This is a genomic window from Myxococcales bacterium, from assembly GCA_016703425.1.
Lineage (GTDB): Bacteria > Myxococcota_A > Polyangia > Polyangiales > Polyangiaceae > JADJCA01.
Genome location: JADJCA010000001.1, coordinates 608,403 through 627,261, shown reverse-complemented (window position 1 = coordinate 627,261; position 18,859 = coordinate 608,403). Strand labels below are relative to the sequence as shown.

The 18,859-nt window shown below is 67.7% G+C and carries 16 protein-coding genes; 6 read left to right on the top strand and 10 right to left on the bottom strand.

Going from position 1 to position 18,859, the window contains the following annotated elements; all coding sequences use genetic code 11:
* Positions 1–15: 15 nt before the first annotated feature.
* From tkt to ruvX, 4 genes are all read right to left on the bottom strand, one after another.
* A complete protein-coding gene (tkt, locus tag IPG50_02660) occupies positions 16–2,001 on the bottom strand; it encodes a transketolase (GenBank protein MBK6691098.1) in 1,986 nt (661 codons plus the stop codon).
* A 156-nt stretch (positions 2,002–2,157) separates the two neighbouring features.
* Positions 2,158–3,087, bottom strand: a complete 930-nt coding sequence (locus IPG50_02655; protein ID MBK6691097.1) for a glucokinase — start codon at positions 3,085–3,087, stop codon at positions 2,158–2,160.
* A gap of 57 nt (positions 3,088–3,144) precedes the next feature.
* Complete coding sequence (gene mltG / locus IPG50_02650) at positions 3,145–4,218, bottom strand: endolytic transglycosylase MltG (GenBank protein ID MBK6691096.1); 1,074 nt, start codon at positions 4,216–4,218, stop codon at positions 3,145–3,147.
* A gap of 116 nt (positions 4,219–4,334) precedes the next feature.
* Entirely contained in the window at positions 4,335–4,751 is a 417-nt protein-coding gene (ruvX, locus tag IPG50_02645; protein ID MBK6691095.1) for a Holliday junction resolvase RuvX, read from the bottom strand.
* Positions 4,752–5,524: 773 nt separating this feature from the next.
* On the opposite strand from ruvX, the gene IPG50_02640 reads away from it, so the two are divergent.
* Complete coding sequence (locus IPG50_02640) at positions 5,525–6,673, top strand: hypothetical protein (protein ID MBK6691094.1); 1,149 nt, start codon at positions 5,525–5,527, stop codon at positions 6,671–6,673.
* A gap of 24 nt (positions 6,674–6,697) precedes the next feature.
* Here the strand turns inward: IPG50_02640 and IPG50_02635 are convergent, their stop codons facing one another.
* Both IPG50_02635 and IPG50_02630 read right to left on the bottom strand, forming a co-directional pair.
* Positions 6,698–7,837: a cysteine desulfurase gene (locus IPG50_02635; GenBank protein ID MBK6691093.1), complete on the bottom strand. Its 1,140-nt coding sequence runs from the start codon at positions 7,835–7,837 to the stop codon at positions 6,698–6,700.
* A 12-nt stretch (positions 7,838–7,849) separates the two neighbouring features.
* Positions 7,850–9,067 carry a hybrid sensor histidine kinase/response regulator gene (locus tag IPG50_02630; GenBank protein ID MBK6691092.1) on the bottom strand — a complete coding sequence of 406 codons (1,218 nt, stop codon included), beginning with the start codon at positions 9,065–9,067 and terminating at the stop codon, positions 7,850–7,852.
* A gap of 122 nt (positions 9,068–9,189) precedes the next feature.
* Here IPG50_02630 and IPG50_02625 point away from each other — a divergent pair, with 122 nt between their 5' ends.
* The 4 genes from IPG50_02625 (at position 9,190) to IPG50_02610 (ending at position 12,714) form a co-directional block, all read left to right on the top strand.
* On the top strand, positions 9,190–9,750 hold the full coding sequence (locus tag IPG50_02625; GenBank protein ID MBK6691091.1) for an FKBP-type peptidyl-prolyl cis-trans isomerase: 561 nt from the start codon (positions 9,190–9,192) through the stop codon (positions 9,748–9,750).
* A gap of 289 nt (positions 9,751–10,039) precedes the next feature.
* Positions 10,040–11,335 carry an apolipoprotein N-acyltransferase gene (gene lnt / locus IPG50_02620; GenBank protein MBK6691090.1) on the top strand — a complete coding sequence of 432 codons (1,296 nt, stop codon included), beginning with the start codon at positions 10,040–10,042 and terminating at the stop codon, positions 11,333–11,335.
* Positions 11,336–11,468: 133 nt separating this feature from the next.
* Positions 11,469–12,176, top strand: a complete 708-nt coding sequence (locus IPG50_02615; protein MBK6691089.1) for a hypothetical protein — start codon at positions 11,469–11,471, stop codon at positions 12,174–12,176.
* Between the two features lie 67 nt (positions 12,177–12,243).
* A complete protein-coding gene (locus tag IPG50_02610; protein MBK6691088.1) occupies positions 12,244–12,714 on the top strand; it encodes a hypothetical protein in 471 nt (156 codons plus the stop codon).
* A gap of 147 nt (positions 12,715–12,861) precedes the next feature.
* Here the strand turns inward: IPG50_02610 and IPG50_02605 are convergent, their stop codons facing one another.
* The 4 genes from IPG50_02605 to IPG50_02590 all read right to left on the bottom strand — a co-directional run bounded on the left by IPG50_02605 (position 12,862) and on the right by IPG50_02590 (position 18,216).
* Positions 12,862–13,509 (bottom strand): DUF72 domain-containing protein, encoded by a 648-nt coding sequence (locus tag IPG50_02605; GenBank protein MBK6691087.1) that lies wholly within the window; start codon positions 13,507–13,509, stop codon positions 12,862–12,864.
* Between the two features lie 165 nt (positions 13,510–13,674).
* Positions 13,675–14,238: a hypothetical protein gene (locus IPG50_02600; protein MBK6691086.1), complete on the bottom strand. Its 564-nt coding sequence runs from the start codon at positions 14,236–14,238 to the stop codon at positions 13,675–13,677.
* Between the two features lie 2 nt (positions 14,239–14,240).
* Entirely contained in the window at positions 14,241–16,730 is a 2,490-nt protein-coding gene (locus tag IPG50_02595; protein MBK6691085.1) for a leucine--tRNA ligase, read from the bottom strand.
* Positions 16,731–16,875: 145 nt separating this feature from the next.
* A complete protein-coding gene (locus IPG50_02590; GenBank protein MBK6691084.1) occupies positions 16,876–18,216 on the bottom strand; it encodes a ribonuclease H-like domain-containing protein in 1,341 nt (446 codons plus the stop codon).
* Positions 18,217–18,364: 148 nt separating this feature from the next.
* Between IPG50_02590 and IPG50_02585 the strand changes: the two genes are divergently transcribed.
* On the top strand, positions 18,365–18,859 hold the full coding sequence (locus IPG50_02585; protein MBK6691083.1) for a hypothetical protein: 495 nt from the start codon (positions 18,365–18,367) through the stop codon (positions 18,857–18,859).

Sequence of the window (18,859 nt, the reverse complement as noted above, 5' to 3'; positions counted from 1 at the left end):
TCGCTGGCTTAGCCGTCAGCCCCGGACGTAGGCCTGGACCTTCGTCCAAACCGAATCGACCGTGAGGCCGAATTTTTCGCCGAGAATCTTGTCGGGCGCGCTGGCGCCGAAGCGTTCGATGCCGAGGCATAGCGCGTGTTCGCCGAGCACCATCTTCCACGGCTCACCGCGGCCCGCCTCGATGGCGACGCGCTTGGTGCCCGGCGGAAGGACCGACGCGCGATAGGCGGCGTCTTGCTCCGCGAAGCGTTCGAGGCACGGCGCGCTGACGACGCGGGTCTTGATGCCCGCAGCTTCGAGCTTGGCTCGCGCGCCGATGGCGAGCCCTACTTCGCTGCCGCTGGCGACGAGGACGACGTCAGGCGTGCCCGCCGCATCCTCGACGACGTACGCGCCGCGGAGGATGGTCTTGGGGTCGAAGCCATCGGGGCGCTTCAGGTTGGGGACCTTCTGTCGCGAGAGCGCGAAGGCCGTCGGCCCCTTGGTGCGCTCCATGGCCATGGCCCACGCCGCTGCGCACTCGAGGGCGTCGGCGGGGCGAACGACGTGCAGGTTCGGTGTCAGCCGCAGCGACCACAACTGCTCGATCGGTTGGTGCGTTGGCCCGTCCTCGCCGAGGAACACGGAGTCGTGCGTGAAGATCCAGACGCACTGCTGCTCCATGAGCGCCGAGAGTCGAATGCTCGGGCGCATGTAGTCGCTAAAGATGAGGAACGTGGCGCCGTAGGGGATGAAGCCACCGTAGAGCGCCATGCCGTTGCAGACCGAGCCCATGCCGTGCTCGCGGATCCCGAAATGAAGGTTCTTGCCTTCGTAGCTGCCGGCTTTGACGCCGGGCGTGTCTTTGAGCCACGTCTTGGTCGACGGCGCGAGGTCGGCGGAGCCGCCGACGAGGGACGGTACGTGTTTCGCGACGACCTGTTGCAAGGCGCCCGACAGGTTGCGCGTCGCGTCTTCCTTGGCGGGAAGCGCGGCGATGAGCTTCGCGTAGAGATCGCTGGGCATCTCGCGCCGCAGGAACGAATCAAGCTCCTTGGCTCGCTCGCCATTGGCCGCGCGCCAGCCGTCGAAGCGCTTCTGCCACTCGGCCTTGTAGGTCGCGTTCTCTTCCGCGCGGGCCGCAAAGAGCGCTCGCACCTCATCGGGCACCGCGAACTTTGGGCGGTCCCAGCCCATGGCCTTCTTGGTAGCGGCGATCTCGTCCTCGCCAAGCGGCGCGCCGTGCGCTTCCGCCGTGTCGTGCGCGTGGGGGGCGCCATGGGCGATGTGCGTACGCGCGACGATCATCGACGGGCGCTTCTGTTCCGCCTGCGCACGCTCGAGGGCCGCGCGAATGGCTGCGCGGTCGTGTCCGTCGACGTGCTGCACGAACCAGCCGTACGACTCGTAGCGCTTGCCGGCGTCGTCGGAGTACGCAAGCTCCGTCTCACCTTCGATGGTGATGCGGTTGTCGTCGTAGATGAGGACCAAGTTCGAGAGGCCCAAGTGGCCCGCGATGCTCGACGCCTCGGCGCTGACGCCCTCCATCAGGTCGCCGTCGGAACAAATCGCGTAGACGCGAGAGCCCTTCACCGGCTCGCCAAAACGCGCCTCCATCATGCGGGCCGCGAGGGCCATGCCCACAGCGTTGCCGACGCCTTGGCCCAGCGGCCCGGTCGTCGTCTCGACGCCCGCCGTGTGCCCGTGCTCCGGGTGCCCGGGCGTCTTGGAGCCCCACTGGCGGAAGGCCTCGAGCTCCGCGAGCGGGAGGTCGTAGCCGGCGAGATGCAGCATCGAATAGAGGAGCATCGACGCGTGGCCAGCCGAGAGAACGAAGCGGTCGCGACCGAGCCACGCGGGATCCTTCGGGTCGTAGCGCAAGAAGCGCAAGAACAGCTCCACGGAAATGTCGGCGAGGCCCATGGGCGTGCCGGGGTGGCCACTGTTCGCCTTCTGGACCGCGTCCATGGAAAGCGTCTTCACCGTCTGGATCGCGAGCTCTTCGGCTCTCGGGTCGAGCATCATGATGCCCTTCTACAACGGTTAGGCGCGCTCGGGAACGGTGCCCGCCTTTACGAGCCCGGGCGCGCCACGGTCCGGGCAAAGCGCCGGCCCAAGGTGTCGTCAGAGGTCGCGGACGAGACGCATGCTTCCCGCGGAGCCCGACGTCGCTGTCGGTCACGAGGGCGACAGGGACGCGACGCAGCAACGGTTCCATTCGCCCCTTGTCGAAGAACGCTTCCAAGAAGCGCTTCGCCCCAAGCTTAGGGAACAGGTGTCCGGCGATGTTTCCAGCGATGAAGAGGCCGCCGGTGGGGAGGGTCTTGAGCGCGAGATTTCCCGCCTCGGCGCCAAGGAGGGACATGAAAGGTCGATGGCGCGGGCACCCGGACGGCTCTTCTTCGACAGCGCAAGCTCCGTGATCGCGGCGTTTCGGTCCGTCGCTTTTGCCAGCTTGGTCAGGTTGGGAGCCGTTTCACGGGCGCCCTCGGCGCCGTGAAAAAAGTCGTAGAGGTGTCCGATGCCAGGGCCCGAGAGGACGCGCTCGTAGCTCACGCGCTTGCCAAGGCGCTTCCTCAGAAAGAGCAAGAGCCGCGCCTCCAGCTCCGAGCGCGGCGCGAAGTCCACGTGACCGCCTTCCGTCGCCAGCGACACGTGACGCTCTCCGTCCCAGACGAGCGCGGCCTCTCCGAGGCCGGTCCCGGCAGCCAAAATGGCGACGTTGCCACCGGTTCCTCGCGGCCTCCGTTCGCCCCACAAGAGCTCGACCGTTCGCGGGGGCGCCTCGAGGGCCCCATAGGCGGCGACGACCAAATCGTTCTGGAGGGTCACCTTGGGAATGCCGAGTCGCTTGGAGAGGGCGCGTTCGTCGATGCTCCAGGGGAGGTTCGTGGCGTTGCATCGCCCCCGTAGCACCGGGCCCGCGACGCCGATCGCGGCGGCCTTGACCCGGTCGTCGCCGAGGAACACTCGCACGGCGGCTTCGAGGCTTGGGTATTCGCGGCTGGGCAGCGCGTCACGGCGGAGGACCTTGCGGCCATCGCGCGAGAGAAGCGAAAGTCGTGCGTTGGTTCCTCCGACGTCGCCAGCAAGGAGCATCTCGGCCATCGCGGCAACGGTACGTGATTTTCGCGCTCCGGTCCGGGGTCCGGAAACGCCCGAACGCTATGGGCGCGGGTCGATCGCCTCGCCGGCGTCTCTCGGTGCGGGGGCCTTTCCCTTCACCGCAGCGTGGTGATCTCCGTAGCTCTCCGAGAACGTATGACGACCTCCGCCCTTCGCGACGAAGTAGAGCGCTCGCGTCACCGCCGGGGCCATCACGGCTTCCAGAGACTTGGCGCCCGGATTGGCGATGGGCCCCGGCGGAAGGCCCGGGTGCTTGTACGTGTTGTAGGGGTTCGCGGGATCGGCGACGAGCTGCGGCGTGATCTTGCCGGTGAACGTTCGGCAGGAGGCGATGGTCGGGTCGAGGAGGCATCCGTACCCCGCCGTGGGATCGCACTGGAGGAGCTTCGGTTGGAACTTGGGATCGCGCAGGCGGTTCAGGAACGCCGCCGCGATCATCGGTCGCTCGTCGTCCATCACGGCCTCCTTTTCGACGAGTGAGGCCATCGTCACGATCTCCTTGCGTCCCCAGTTGAGGGAGCTCTGGAGCTCGTTGACGCCGGACCCGTGTTTCTCCTCGAGGGCGGCGTAGCGCCGATCGAACTCGAGCTTCATGCGGCGGATCACGTCGGCGGCGCCGCTGTTTTGCGGAAACTCGTAGGTCGCCGGGAAGAGGTAGCCCTCGGCCGACGCGCCATCGATGCGGAGCGCGTCGAGGAGCGCTTTGTCGGTCGTCGCGCTCAAGAATGCGCGCCGCGCGGTGATGCGCGCACCGTGCAAGCGCTTGCCGATGTCGAAGGTGGTGAAGCCTTCGGGGATGACGACCTTGGTGCGCGCACCGCTGCGTGCCAGCCGATCGAGCAGCTCTCGCGGCGTCAAGTCGTCGGCGACGAGATGGGGGCCGGCCGTCGCCATCGAACCGCGAGGAACTCCCCGCACGCGCACGTAGACCGAAAACACGGTCGGCCAGCGGATCGTGCCCGCCGCGTGCAGGCGAGCGGCGAGCGCGGGTGCCGCTTCGTCGCCTTCGAGCTCCAATTCGACGTCGCGTCCGACGCCGGGGTTTCGCAGCTCGGGGTAGACGACGAACAGAAGCAACGCGCTGACCGTGAGAAGCGCCCCGAGGGCGAGCAGCGACCAGGCGAGCGGGCCATGCACCACGACCCTCCGGCCGACGGGGCCCGCCTCGGGCGCCGGGGCCCGAGCCTTTCGTTTCCTAGGCCTTCGTGACGGCTTCTTCGGCGCGTCGCTCATGGACGCCTCGTGTCTAGCCACGCCTGCAGCATCACCACGGCGGACGCTTCGTCGATGTGCGCCTTGGCTTTCTTTCCGTGAACGCCCGAATCGCGGAGCGATCGCTTAGCCTCGACCGTCGTGAGCCGTTCGTCGAGCAGCTCAACCTCTAGCCCCGTGGCGTTGGCGATGGCTTGGGCGAGCATGCGCGCGCGCTTCGCGCCCTCCCCTTCGCGGCCGCTCATGTGGAGCGGCAGTCCTACGAGAATGCGATCGAGAGCCTCGTCGTCGGCGAGTGCCTTGACCGCCTGAAGCAGCTTGCGCTGGTCCTTGCCGTCGAAAACGCCGCGTGGGTGCGCCAGGAGGCCTAGCTCATCGGAGACCGCCACGCCGACGCGGCTCGCTCCCAAGTCGAGGGCACAGACACGAGGGATTCGTTTCTTTTTCACGCGGCGCCCCGAAACCGGTCGATTTCATACCGCGGTTCCGCGCCTGCTGCGCCTTAAAGCCGCGGAAACGCTTGACCGCGGTTTGGAAGCGGGGCGATATGGCCCCCGCCGATGGCTGACCACGTCCGCCCCCTTGCCGCATCGCCCGCCCGCTTCGCGGCGGCGCCTCACGCGTTGGTGGCCGCGGCTCTGGGAATCGCCGTCGCGTCCCTCGCGCCACCGACCTGGGCCCAAGGCCGCCGCGGCACGCCGCCGCCGCCGGCCTCGGCTCCTGCGCCCGCGCAGCCCAAGGCCCAGGGTGACGCTTCAGATCCGGCGAGCGGCCCCACCGCGGGCGCCATTCGCACCCTCGATCCCACGCCCAAAGCGCCCGATGACCCGTTGAAAGTCAGCGACGAAACGTCGGCTCGCATCGGCAGCGATTTCCAAGGCTCGCCGCCGGAGCCTAGCGGCGAAGCGAGCCGGTCGTATTTTCCCCTCTTCGAAGAGCAGAAGGGCGAGCGGCGCATTCGCCTGCTCCCGCCGCTTTACCTCGAGCACACGCGCGGTGTTCGCGCGGGCCGGCAGGTCTCGCGCGAGACCTACGATCGTGAGTCGCTGACGGGGCTCCTCTTCTACCAGCGCCGCTCCCTCAAGGTCGACGCCGACGTGCTCTTTCCGCTCGCGTGGCGCGTCCGCGATCGCGAAAACCATGTGGTCGTGGCCGGCCCCTTTGCGCATCGTGAGGCCCCGGCGAACACGACAACTGGCTCGCGCCTTTGTTCTTCCAAGGGGCGCGCAAGGACGGCGGGTATTTCCACTCCCCGGCGCTGCTCACGACGACCCATTGGGGCGAGAAGGGCGCGTTCACGCTCGCCGGACCCTACTTCCGCGACCGCACCGGCCGTGACGTCGACTGGGGCGTCGCGCCCTTGGTTTTCTCAGGGGACAACAACGACCTCGAGGGAAACCGCCGCACCTACACGCTGGTGCCGCCGCTGCTCTTCTACACGCAGAAGCGCGAGCTCGAGGAGAGCTCGCTGACGGTCGTCGGTCCGCTCATCTGGAAAGACAATCCCAAGCGGAGCGTCTTCGACGTGGCGCCGCTCTTCTTCCACATCAGCGGCAAGCCAGCGACGGGCGGCATCCGAGAGAGTCACACGACGCTCTTTCCGCTCTTCCACTACGGCAAGACCGAGGACTCCTCGCTCTTCGTGGTGCCCGGCTACATGCGGCGCACCACCGCCACCAGCGACACGATGCTGACGCCCCTCGTAAGCCACGCGACGACGCGCAATGGCTCGACGTCGTTCACGGCCGTGGGTCCCATCGTTCCGCTCGTCTACAGCTACACCGACAAGGACATCGATCTGCATCACTGGGCCGTGATGCCGTTCTTCTACAAGTCGTCGAGCCCACGCGGCACCGACTGGCTGACTCCTCTCGTGGGCCGCTTCGAGGACGTCGGCCTCTCACGCACGTGGTGGTTCTTTCCCAACGTGACGGTGAATCGGAACATCCGCGGTTGGGAGACCGACGTGCACCCGCTGTTCTATTTGGGACGCAAGGACCGCTCCTCGCACACGGTCGCGGCGCCGATCTTTTGGGACTTCGCCAGCCCCAAGAGCCGCACGACCGTTGGGTTCCCCGTCTACTGGCGCTTCGCCGAATCAAGCGACGATTCGGTCACGCAAGTCGCGGCGAACACGCTCTATATGCAAAAGCGCGTCGCCGGCGGCCTCGACTGGCAGTTCCACCTCCTTCCGCTCTTCTCGTACGGCGAAGATCCCAAAGGTCACTTCTGGAACCTGCTCTTCGGCCTCGCCGGGTATTCGCGGTCGGGCACGTCTGCGAAGGTTCGCGCCTTCTGGGTTCCCATCGAGACCGGGACACCCGAGGCGGCGCCGCAGAAGGCGGCGGGTCAGTAGTTCGGCCCAGCGGTCCCCCGCTGCTCACGCGGCGCGAGCCAGCACCCTTCGCATGATCGCGATGACGCGCGCGACCTCCGCCGCTGTGGTGGCGTCGCCGAGCGACAGCCGTATCGCCGCACGGGCGCGCTCCCGTCCCAGCATCGCCTCGATGACCGGCGACGGCTCAGCCGTGCCGGCGCTGCACGCGCTTCCGCTCGACACGCTCACGCCCTCGAGGTCGAGCGCGGCGACCAGCTCGGGCCCGCGCCACGTCGAAAAGGAGACGTTCAGCACGTGAGGCGCGCGCTCGCCCGAACCGTTCACCTGACCGCCCTCTCGAACGAGCGCCCCTTCGAGCTCGTCGCGGAGGGCTGCCACCCGTGCGTAGCGCACGGGGCCGCTCGCTCGCGCCGAGTTGGCGGCCGCTTCGAGGCCGGCGGCGCCGACGGGGTCGACGGTCCCGGGGCGAAGGCCGCGCTCCTGCGCGCCACCAAAGAGCAGCGGGACAAGCTTGGCGCATGGCCGCGTGACGAGCGCGCCGATGCCCTTGGGGCCGCGCATTTTATGGGCCGCCACGCTCATCGTGGTCGCGACCTTGGCCGGAAAGCGGACCTTCCCTAGGGCCTGAACCGCGTCCACATGGAGGTCCGTTTCCGGCGGCAGCAGCGCCGCGATGGCTTCGAGCGGCTGAACGGCGCCGGTCTCGTGGTTGACCGCTTGCACGGCCACGAGTCGCGCGGGGCCGATGGCGAGGGCGGCGCGGACGTCGTCGACATCGACGTGGCCGCTCGCGAGGACGCGTAGCCAGACCACCTCGGCTCGTCCTTCCGCGGCGAGCGCCTCGGCGAGGCGGACGATCGACGGGTGCTCGAGTCGGCTCGTGAGGAGGCGGCCCTTGGAGCCTTCGGGAAATGCGCTTCGGAGCGCCAGGTTGTTCGCCTCGGTGCCGCCGGAGGTCAGGACGACGTCGCGCGCGTCGGCGCCCACGAGGGCCGCCGTGGCCTCGCGTGCGGCCTCGATGCGGGCGCGGGCCCTTCGGCCGTCGCCGTGGACGCTGGCCGGGTTGCCCCACGCGTCCTTGGCAGCGCTTTGCATGGCGGCAAGGACCTCGTCGCTCGGTGGCGTCGTCGCGTTCCAGTCGAGGTAGACGCGCGCAGATCCCCCGTTTGCCGACGTCGTCATGAGCCGCGCCGGTTACGTCGCGCCTTCGACGAGCATCGGTGCACGCTTGGCGACCGTCAGCGCGAAGGCGGCGCCCGGCAGGTGGTGCCCCTGGATCGTCGCACCGGATTCGACGCGCACGTCTCCACCGAGGCCGCGGGCAAAGCGGCGCGCGATGGCCAAGCCAACGCCAACGCCGCCGTGGGAGCGCGTCACCGAGCCGTCGAGCTGGAGGAACGGCTCGAAGATCGCCTCCGAGTTCTCCGGCCGCACGCCGGGACCGCTGTCGGCGACCACGACCTCGTAAGTGGTCTCGTACTCCCAAAGACCGACGCCGAGGTTCCCGCCGTCGGGGCTGAACTTCACGGCGTTGTCGAAGATCTGACCCATGGCTCGACTGAGCCGATCCGCGTCGCCGTAGGCCGGCAAGGGGCCGCGCGGCAGCTGTTCGAGGAGCACCAGCTTCTTGTCGGCGATGGGGTCGGCCTGCTGCGCGATGGCGCGCCGCACCGTGTCGAGGAAGTCGTACTCGCGGTGGAAGAAGCGCATCTTCCCCGTTTCGAGCGCCGTCACGTCGACGAGGTTGTCGAGCGTCGAGCGCAGCCGCCTCACGCAGTCGTCCATCGCGCGGAGGGCCTTGCGTTGCGGCGTCGAGATGTCGCCGAGATCGCCGTCGCTCATCATGCGGAGGTAGCCCACGATGGGCGTGAGCGGCGTGGCCAGCTCGTGGGAGATGTTGCGATAGAACTCGGTGCGGAGCCGATCCATCTCCTTCAGTCGCTCGTTGGCGCCCAAGAGCTCAGCGACCTTCTCCTCGAGGTGCGCCACGATGCGGCCGCTCTGGGCGCGCAGGCGTTCGCCGGCGACGTCGGGCGTCGACGCCATCGGCTCGCGGTGGCCGCCCAAGTATTGGCGCACCTGTTTGGCGAAGCCCCGCGCGTCGATGGGCTTCTGCAAAAAGCCGTCGCAACCGACGGCGAAGCTCGTCTCGCGCTCACCTTCGGCGGTGATCGCAATGATCGGAACGCCTCGCAAGGAGGGCTCGTTCTTGAGTCGAAGCGTGACCTCGTAGCCGTCGAGTCCGGGCACGTTGAGATCCACGAGCACCAGGTCGGGGCGCTGGGCCAGCGCGAGGCGCACGCCCTCAAGGCCGTCGGACGCGTCGACGATCTCGTGCCCCTCCGCCGAGAGGAGCTTTCGGACGAGGAGCCGATTCCGAGGATCGTCTTCGATGTGGAGGACGCGGGCCACGAGACTCGAACATGCCGCCCCGAGGGCCTCTTGCGCAAGTGGTTCTTGGATCGGGGTCGGTCGCCGACCCGGTGGGCCCCTTGTGACCTTTCGGAAAACGGCAGGTATAGTGCCCGCCCGCTATGCAAATTTCCGTGCCGTCTTGCCTTCTCCTCGCTTCCCTGATCGGGTGCACGAGCCTCACGGCACCGCCGGCTCCGGAGGTCATCAACACCGATCCGGCTCAGGTGGCGGCCCCCGCGAAGGTCGCGCCGCCGGCGTCGGCGGCGCTCAATCCTGCCGCCGCGCAGCGCCTCGCCGCGGCTGGGTCTGCCCCGCCGGGCCGACCGACGCCGCCGCCGCCGGAGGGCAAGCTCGCCTTCGACGATCAACGCGTGGGCCGAGGCAAAGAGGCCAAGGCGGGGCAGCGGCTCGCCGTTCACTACGTCGGCAAGCTCACCGACGGCACCGAGTTCGACAGCTCCCGGAAGCGAGACCGGCCCTTCGAGTTCGTGCTCGGCCAAGGCGACGTGATTCGCGGTTGGGATCAGGGCCTCCTGGGCATGAAGGTGGGCGGCAAACGAAAGCTGACGATCCCGTCGAGCCTTGGCTACGGCACGCGAGGCAGCCCGCCTCTGATCCCGCCCAACGCGACGCTCGTCTTCGATGTCGAGCTCATGGACGTCTTGGGCGCGCCCAAATGAGCGGGAGCGAGGCGCGCGTCGCGCGTTCCGGGAGCCGCATTCCTTTCGGACGAAACGCCGCGTTCGCGCTCGCCGCGCTGGGGGGCGCGTTCTACTTCTTGGGCTTCCCGGGGTTTGGCCTCTGGCCCTTCGCGTTCATCGCGCAGGCACCGCTCATGGTCGCGCTGGCGGGGCAAACCCCGCGGCGTGCCGCTTGGCTCGGCCTCCTCAACGGGACCGTGATGACGCTCGGCGGCTTCTATTGGCTCGTCGAGATGCTCCGCGTGTTCAGCGGCTTCTCGACGCCCATTTGCCTCTTCTTCTTGCTCGTCATCTGCGCCTACCAGGGGCGCGCCACGCGGCGCTCGGGTGGCTCTACGCGCGCGCCGAACAGCGCGGAGCGTCCCGTCCCCTCGCCTACGCGCTGGCCTTCGCGACGACCGAGCTGCTCTATCCGCTGCTCTTTCCTTGGTACGCCGCCGCGAGCCTCACGCCGGTCCCGACGCTGGTCCAGGTGGCGGAGCTCGGCGGACCGATCCTCGTGGGCCTCGTCCTCGTCGCCGTCAACGTGGCCGTGAGCGAGGTCGTCCTGGCGCGCCTGGAAGGCCGCGGCCTCGACCGTCGCCCGCTCGTGGTGGGCGCTGCCGCCCTCGTTGGAACGCTCGTGTACGGTTGGGCGCGCATCCGCTCCGTCGACGCGCGCATGGCCGCATCGGACGCCGCGCGCGTCGGCATCGTCCAGGCAAACATGGGCCTCATGCAAAAGCGCAGCAACGCGGCGGAAGGTGTGCAGCGCCACAAGGACCTGACGGCGAAGCTGAAGGCCGAGAAGAACATCGACTTCGTCGTGTGGAGCGAGTCGTCGGTCATGTACACGTTCCCCGAGGCGGTCGCCGACGTGATGCTGAAGGAGCGCGTCACGGGGGGCCTCGGCCTGCCGGCGATCTTCGGCGCCGTGGTCTATCGTTCATCGGCCGATCGTGAGCGCGACGTCTTGTTCAACACGTCGTTCTCCACCGACGAGCGAGGGCGGACGACAGCGCGCTACGACAAGCAATACCTGCTCATGTTCGGCGAGTACCTGCCGCTCGCCGAGACGTTTCCCGTCCTCCACAAGATTTCGCCGCACAGCGGCCGCTTCTCCCCTGGCAAGACGCTCGACCCGCTCCTCGTGGCGGTGCGCGGTCAGACGCACAAGGTGTCGATGCTGATCTGCTACGAGGACATCTTGCCCTCGTTCGTGCGCTCCGCGGTGCGCTTCGCGGAGCCCGAGCTCTTGGTCAACATCACCAACGACGCCTGGTTCGGGGACACGGCCGAGCCCTGGCAACACCTGGCCCTCGCGCAGCTCCGTGCCATCGAACACCGGCGCTTCCTGGTTCGGAGCACGAACAGCGGCGTGAGCGCGGTGGTGGACGCTGCGGGGCGCGTCGTGAAGAAGGGTGGCACCTTTCAGGTCGAGGCCCTGGATGCGGAGATCAAGTGGATGAAGGGCCAAACCGTCTACGGCCTCGTGGGTGACAGCCCGTACTACCTGATGAGCGCGACCGCGTTCTTCTTGGCCTTTCGGCGCCGTCGTGCCCCGGCAAAGACCGCGGATTCATGAGCGATGGCGAGACTTTGGCTGAACGTTTGAAGCGCCGCGCTCCCCGCCTCGTCGAAGAAGAGGTACACATCGCTTCTGGAAGACTTGGCCTGCTTGCTGCTTGCGTATCCCTGGGGGCCCTTGAGGCATTTTCTTGAATCGACATCAATCCGCCCACTTCGAGCGCTCGCGCGCACCGTTCCTTGGCCTGCTCGCGGGCGCGGCCCTGATCGGCGTGTCGCTGGGCGCCTGCACGCTCACCATCAGCGAAGGCGACCCGATCCCTTTCAACTTTGACGCGGGCAGCCGCGAGGCCGCGTCGCCCACGCCGAGCGCGACCGGTGCGCCGACCAACTTGGCGTGCAACGGTTGCCTCTTCCAAGGCTGCAGCGGTCAACACGCCGTTTGCCAGGCGTCTTCTGAGTGCCTCGCCATCTACCAGTGCGCGACCAAGGTCGGCTGCGATCAGGCGTGCGTGAACTCCTGCTTCGAGAGTCACCCGGCCGGTCAAAAGGAATACACGGCGCTCTACACGTGCGATGCCGAGCGCTCGTGCGGAACGTGCAAGGCCCAATGCCAGCCGACCTCTTGCCTCGCGCCCACCGACGAGGACGCCGCGGCGCCGGCGCCCGACGCGCAGGTCCCGCTCGACTGCTCCGGCTGCACCAGCGCCCGCTGCGCCAGTCAACAAGCCGCGTGCGCAGCCGGCAGCGATTGCGACGTCTACACGGGCTGCGTCCTCGGCTGCGCCGACGCCGCGTGTGGCGCCAAGTGTTCGGCCGACAGGCCCGCCGGCAAGACGGCTTCGGAGGCCCTCGCGACGTGCACCGGCGCGAGCTGCAAGGTCGAGTGCGGCTTCTAAGGAAATTGACGGACCGATCGACACGCGCGATCGTCTCCTGGTTCATCACATAGGAAAGGGACACATCATGACGAAGCTTTTGGGTTTGCTTGGGTTGGCCGCCGTGGCCAGCGTTGGTTTCGTGGCCTGTACCGTCACCACGGACAGCTCGGGTACGAGCTCGTCGTCGGACGGCGGCACGAAGAGCGAGACGAGCACCAGCACCGGCGACGGCAGCACCACGACGGGCGACGGCGGTGGTGGCGGCGACTCGGGTGGCTCTTGCGTGCTCGGGGCCGACCTCGGCAGCGCTGCCTGCGACAACTGCGCGACGAGCAAGTGCTGCGCGGTCGTGAACGCGTGCGTTGACGACAACGACTGCATCGAGCTCAACAACTGCGCGCAAGCTTGCCTCGACGCCGACGCCGGCTCCGGCGACGCCGGCAGCGCCGTGGCGACCTGCGTCGCGGACTGCAAGACGGCGCACGCCGCGTCGGTCACCAAGTTCGAGGCGTCAAACAACTGCCTCGTGACGAACTGCTCGGCTCAGTGCAACTGACCGGGCAACTGACGAGCAACTGACTTCGCCCGTGTCAGGGCAGGCACCTGACGCGCGTGAAACACGAACGGGCGCTCCCAAAAGGGGCGCCCGTTTTCTATTGTGGCGTCGCCCACTGACGGGGGTGCCCAACGACAGAGCCCGAAGCTAGATCTTGAGCAGCTTTCGGAGCCGCTTCGCGTCGGCGAACATGTCCACGTTGGTGAACACGTAGATCGCCTCCTTGTGGTCGGCTTCGGACGCGACCTTGGCGATCTTTTCGATGGCCGGATCTTCGTAGCGGCTCTTGTGGCCCGCGGGCCCGGGCAATCGGTAATAGCCGAAGGTCCCGCCGTGCGAGCCGTGATGCAAGGGATCGCGGGCCGCCGTCGCGCCCGCCTCTTGCGCCAAATCCGACGCGTCATCGGGGTCCCACGTGGGCGGCGGCTCCCAGACGATGCGGCCGAACTTCTTTCGGAGGCTCTCGAGGAACGTCTTGAGCATCGCCTTGTTGGCGCGATTCGACGCAAACTCGGGCGGCGCCACGAAGATGGCCATCGTCGCGTCGAGCTCTTTGGCCACCTCGGTGAGGCTCTTTAGGGCGCTCTCGGTGACCTTGCCCTCGCGGTAGCCCTCTTGGCCGATCTCTTTGGGCGCCAAGAGCGAGAACACGAAGCCCGGTGGCGCCTCGCGCTTCCAGCGGCGAATGGTGCCCGTGCCTGGCAACGCGACGTGCGTGTCTTGGACTTCGACGAAGGCGAACTCCTTGAAATAGCGGGTGGCCGGCACGGGAAAGCCCGCACAGCCGACCGTGATGGTGGTCACGGTTGGTTTGACTGCTTGCGGCTTCTCTTTGCTTGCGACCTTCGCCACGAACGCGACCTCGGAGCTTTTCTTACGACCGAGGACGTTATCACGAGTCGCGGGGAAACCTGGAAGTTCCCTGCAATGACAGGACCGCCGCGTTCATAGCGGCAAAACTCACTCCGAGACGGCGGGGTGTCCCACGAGCCTCGCCCCGAGCTTTTTCCCGGCTTCGCGCGCGGCGGCGTGGACGCCGCGCTCAAAATCGAGGGTCGCGGGCATTCCCGAGGCGGTCTCGGCGCCGATAACGGTAAACGCCCGGAGATCGCCCGTGTCGCGGACCGCCGGGTCGCCCTCGCGCGCGCGCACGAGGGCGCGCGCGACGACCCCGACGCGCAGGCCTCGCGCGAGCGGCTTCTGGCCCTCGCCGGCGATGCCGTCGCTCTCCTGGTCGATTCGAAGCACCTCCACCTCGACGCGGGGGTAGTCCCCGCCGGGCCGAAGGAGAGAGCTTTCGGCCAAGGCGTCGCGGACGCCCGCCGCCACCTCGTCGGCGGCGCTGACGGGTGTAACGAGTGTCCGCGTGACGACCACGGCGAGCGCCTCGCCCTCGGGCGCCGCGGCGTGAAGCGGCCGGTAGCCGCACGACGCGCTCGCCAGCGCGCTCCCGAGCAGCAGCCATGGGACGAGCCGCGCCGTCGCCCGTGCTTGTGCGCCTCGAATCACGGCGCCGCTCGTCATGGTCATCCGACGATGAAGTTGAGGATCTTGCCGGGCACGTAGATGACCTTCTTGATGGTCTTGCCTTCCAAGTGCGGCACGAGCTTCGGATCGCTCGTCGCCATCGCGCGCGCGGCCGCCTCGTCGGCGTTGACGGGCAACTCGACCGACGAGCGAACCTTGCCGTTGATCTGGACGCCAATGGCGATGACATCGTCCTTGACGAGCTCGGCGTCGAAGGCGGGCCACGGCTCGTAGGCCAGCGACTTGTCGTGGCCGAACCGCTTCCAGATCTCTTCGCCGATGTGGGGCGAGAACGGCGACAGAATCAGCGCGAGGGCGTGAGCGGCCTCGCGGGGAACGGCGGGCAGCGCACCCAGGTGTTTCACCAGGATCATCATGGCGCTGATGCACGTGTTGAAGCGGAGTTGCTCGATGTCCTCGCCGACCTTCTTGATGGTCTTGTGGAGGAGCTTCTTCGTCTCCTTGTCGCACTCGTCGGTGAGCGCGGCTCCGATGCAAACGTTCCAGACGCGATCGAGGAAGCGGCGCACGCCCTCGATGCCGCTTGTTTGCCACGGCTTCATTTGCTCGAGCGGCCCCATGAACATCTCGTAGAGGCGGAAGGCGTCGGCGCCGAAGCCCTTCACGATGTCGTCGGGGTTGATGACGTTGCCGCGCGACTTGGCCATTTTCTGGCCGTCTTCACCGAGGATGAGCCCTTGGTGCACGAGCTTGGTGAAGGGCTCGTCGTGCTTCACGATGCCCAGATCGAAGAGCACCTTGTGCCAGAAGCGCGCGTAGAGCAGGTGCAGGACCGCGTGCTCGGCGCCGCCCACGTAGAGGTCGACGGGCATCCACGCGTCGTAGGCGTCCTTCGAGAAGATGGCCGCGTCGTTGTTCGGATCGATGTAGCGGAGGTAGTACCAGCAGGAGCCAGCCCACTGCGGCATCGTGTTGGTCTCGCGCGCGAACCACTTGCCGTCGCGCTGGAAGAAGCGCCAGTCCTTGGCGCGCGCGAGCGGCCCTTCCGGATCGCCGGTGGGCTTGAAGTCTTCCATGTCAGGCAAGAGCAGCGGCAGCTCGGACTCGTCGACCGCGATGGGCTGGTCGTAGCGAATGGTGAACGCGACGCCGTCCTTGCGCGGATCGCCGCTGGTCTCGACGGGGAAATAGATGGGGAACGGCTCGCCCCAATAGCGCTGCCGCGAGAAGACCCAGTCGCGGAGGCGGTAGGTGACTTTCGACTCACCCCTGCCCTGCTCCTTGAGCCACGCGGTGATCTGTTTGCGAACGTTCTCGCTCGGCGTTCCGTTCGCGATGGGCAGGTCGCTCTTCACTTCGTAGGCGAGGCCGTCGTCGGTGAATGCCGACGTCTGCACGTCGACTTTGCCTCCGCCCCAGGGCGCCACCACTTGCAGGATGGGCAGCCCGTATTGCTTCGCGAACGCGTGATCGCGCTCGTCGTGGGCCGGCACGGCCATGACGGCGCCGGTGCCGTAGTGGCCGATGACGTAGTCGCCGACCCACAAGGGGACCGTCTCGCCGTTCAGCGGATTGATGACCGACGCGCCGAGGGCCACGCCGCTCTTCGACTTCGAGAGGTCGGAGCGATCCATGTCGCTCTTGCGCTTGGCCTCCTCGACGTATTTCGCCACGGCCTCACGCTGCGCCGGGCTCACGAGCTCCATCGTGAGCGGGTGCTCCGGTGCGAGGACGCAGTAGGTCACGCCCGGGAGCGTGTCGACGCGCGTCGTAAAGACGGTGATCTTCTTGCCGTCCTTGTTGCCGGAGTGACCTTCGACGGCAAAGTCTGCGAGGGCGCCCTCGCTTCGACCGATCCAGTGGTGCTGCTTGAGCTTGGTCTCGGGCCAATCGAGGCCCGCGAGATCGGCATCGAGGCGGTCGGCGTATTGGGTGATCTTGAGCTGCCACTGGCGGAGCGGGAGACGCTCCACGGGGAAGTTGCCGCGCTCGCTCTTGCCATCGATGACCTCTTCGTTGGCCAAGACGGTGCCCAGCTCGGCGCACCAATTGACGGGAATCTCGGCCTGCTGCGCGAGGCCCTTCTTGAAGAGCTGGAGGAAGATCCACTGGGTCCATTTGACGTACTTCGGATCCGTCGTGTCGACCTCACGGGACCAGTCGTACGAGAAGCCGAGCATCTTGAGCTGGCGACGGAAGGTGCCGATGTTCTTGAGCGTCGTCTCGCGCGGATGGGTGCCCGTGTTGATGGCGTGCTGCTCGGCCGGCAGACCAAAGGCGTCCCAGCCCATCGGGTGGAGCACGTCGAAGCCCTTCATGCGCTTGTAGCGCGCGAGGATGTCCGTCGCCGTGTAGCCCTCGGGGTGGCCCACATGGAGGCCCGAGCCCGACGGGTACGGGAACATGTCGAGGACGTAATACTTGGGGCGGCCAGCGCGGCGCTCGGTGCGGAAGGTGTCGTTCGCTTCCCAGTACTTCTGCCAGACGTGTTCGATGGCGGAAGGCTCGTAACGTTCGGGCTCGTTCACGGCGTGCTCCTCGCGGTCGCCTCGCGGAAGCGAGGGCGATCGTCGAACAGCGTTTTACCAGGTCCCGGCCCTTGGCGGGACGAGCACTTTTGTTCGCGCGCCGAGGCGGTGGTCGTCGCTGCGCACTCCCGCTCTGGGACCCGAGCTACTTACGCCTCGCGAACAAGGGGGCGCTGGCCTCGGCGCGACGGCTCTTGGCTTCTAGCTTGGCATGAAGGCGGCGCTTGCGCTTCGACTCAGCCTCCGGCGCCTCGGAGGTGCCCCGCAGCGTGAGCTCAAGGGCGCGCTCAAGATCCCTTTCGTGATGTTCGTAGAGCTTCGCGAGCTCGAGGCGCACTTTCGGATCGTCCTCACGCTCCAAGGCCGCTTGAAAGTCCTTTAGCGCCCTCGCGCGATCGCCTCGCGCTTTCGCGATCTCCGCGCTCGCGCGCAGGGCGTCGGCCCCGCCGCCCTCTTCGATCGCCCGATCGGCGAAGGCGCGCGCCGCGTCCTTGGCGCCGGCCCGCGAAAGCACGCGCGACGCGCCGGCGAGATCATCCGGGACGAGCTCGCTGCCCGCGAGCGGCTCGCCGTAGAGGCCCACGAGCGCCGCCATGGTGACGACGTCGTGCAAGTTGTGCTCGATGACGCCGAGCAGCGCACCCGTTTCTCCGGTACGGAGAAAGTGCAGGTAACAGGCGGAGACTTCGCCCGAGGGGACGTCGTCGATGCGTTGGAATCCGAGGACGCGCTCCTCGATGGTCACGAGGCGGCAAGGAAACCCGCGCCGCTTGTGGATGCGCCTCGCCACGTGGACGAGGTCGAGGTGCGCGGGCTCCGGCGGCGCCGTGGTGCGGGCCATGACAAAGCGCGTTCGGAGTAGCGGCATGTCGAAGCTCTTGCCGTTGAAGCTCACGAGCATCGACGCGCCGAGAACGCGCTTTCGGACGTGCTCGAGCATCGGGGCTTCTTCGCCGAGCGCCCGCACCAAGAGCTGTTCGACGACGAGCGCGCCCTCGTCGAAGAACGCAAGGCCCACGAGGAAGGCCACCGTGCCCGCGCCGCCGGCGAGGCCCGTGGTCTCTGTGTCGAGGTAGAGGGCGCCGGCCGGCGACGCCCGAGCGATGGATGGATCAAGGGCCAGGAGCGCGAGCAGTTCGGCATCGGCGGAGTGCGCGGGGCCGACGCTCTTGTGCCCCACCCGATGCGAGAGTGGAAAGCGCACGACCCGCCGATGCAGGTCGCCGAGCGCGGTGACCTCGGTCACGAAGGGGAGCTCGGGCGCGTCGAGCGTGGCGGGCGCCCGGGTGACGGGCGCACGCGAGAGGATCGCGTCCATCTTCGCGCGGAGGTCGTCGAGCAGGACGCGCGCAGGGAGGGGCGCGTCGGCGCCGCCGACCGGCGGAAGATTGGCGGCCGGCCTGCTCCTGGCCTTCGGTGGCTCCTGCACCGCTCCAAGCGTGAGGCGGCCGAGTTTCTTCCCGAAGGACACCTCGGTACGGTACATCTGTCCAGGCCTGGCAGCAACGGCGCCCAGGGGCCCTTCGAAGGGCAAGATTCGCTAGGTGTGCACCCGGCGAGCGGCACATCCGGCCCGGCGCTGCTTCCGCCGCTTAGGGAGGATCGACGCGGGAAAATCTCCTATAACGGCGCCGATGCGCCTCCCTTCCCTCGCGTTCGCCCTGTCGCTCCTCTTCGCTGTCCCGGCGTGCTCGTCCGACGCGGCGGGAACTGCCGTCGCTGGCGAGGTGAGTCTCGAGCAGGCTTCGTCAAAACACGCGACCTCGGTGCTGCGGTTTACCGTCACCGTGAAGAACGGCACCGGCAAGGCCATCAAGACGCTCGACTCGGTCGAGCTCGACGCAGGCGATGGCCCGAAGAAGGCGTCGCAGATTCAACAGTGCGACGGCGGCGCCCCGTGGCTCTTGAAGGCCGGCGCGAACGCGACCACGGAGTTTACGTTGCGCAGCAACGGACCGGACCGGATGGCTGTGGAGGCGCCCTGCACGGCCGCTGGGAAGACGGCCCTCTGGGAGTTTCAAACCTTCACGAAGGTCGATACGAACGGCTCCGCGGCGCTGAAGATCGCGATGAACGGCACGCTCGACGACGGCTCCATCTGGACGGCGACGGCGACGGCGACACGCTGA

Coding starts and splice junctions, on each gene's coding strand:
- IPG50_02585 (MBK6691083.1), top strand. CDS start 18,365: ATGCGCCTCCCTTCCCTCGCGTTCGCCCTGTCGCTCCTCTTCGCTGTC.
- IPG50_02590 (MBK6691084.1), bottom strand. CDS start 18,216: ATGTACCGTACCGAGGTGTCCTTCGGGAAGAAACTCGGCCGCCTCACG.
- IPG50_02655 (MBK6691097.1), bottom strand. CDS start 3,087: ATGGCCGAGATGCTCCTTGCTGGCGACGTCGGAGGAACCAACGCACGA.
- IPG50_02610 (MBK6691088.1), top strand. CDS start 12,244: ATGACGAAGCTTTTGGGTTTGCTTGGGTTGGCCGCCGTGGCCAGCGTT.
- tkt (MBK6691098.1), bottom strand. CDS start 2,001: ATGCTCGACCCGAGAGCCGAAGAGCTCGCGATCCAGACGGTGAAGACG.
- IPG50_02600 (MBK6691086.1), bottom strand. CDS start 14,238: ATGACGAGCGGCGCCGTGATTCGAGGCGCACAAGCACGGGCGACGGCG.
- IPG50_02625 (MBK6691091.1), top strand. CDS start 9,190: ATGCAAATTTCCGTGCCGTCTTGCCTTCTCCTCGCTTCCCTGATCGGG.
- IPG50_02635 (MBK6691093.1), bottom strand. CDS start 7,837: ATGACGACGTCGGCAAACGGGGGATCTGCGCGCGTCTACCTCGACTGG.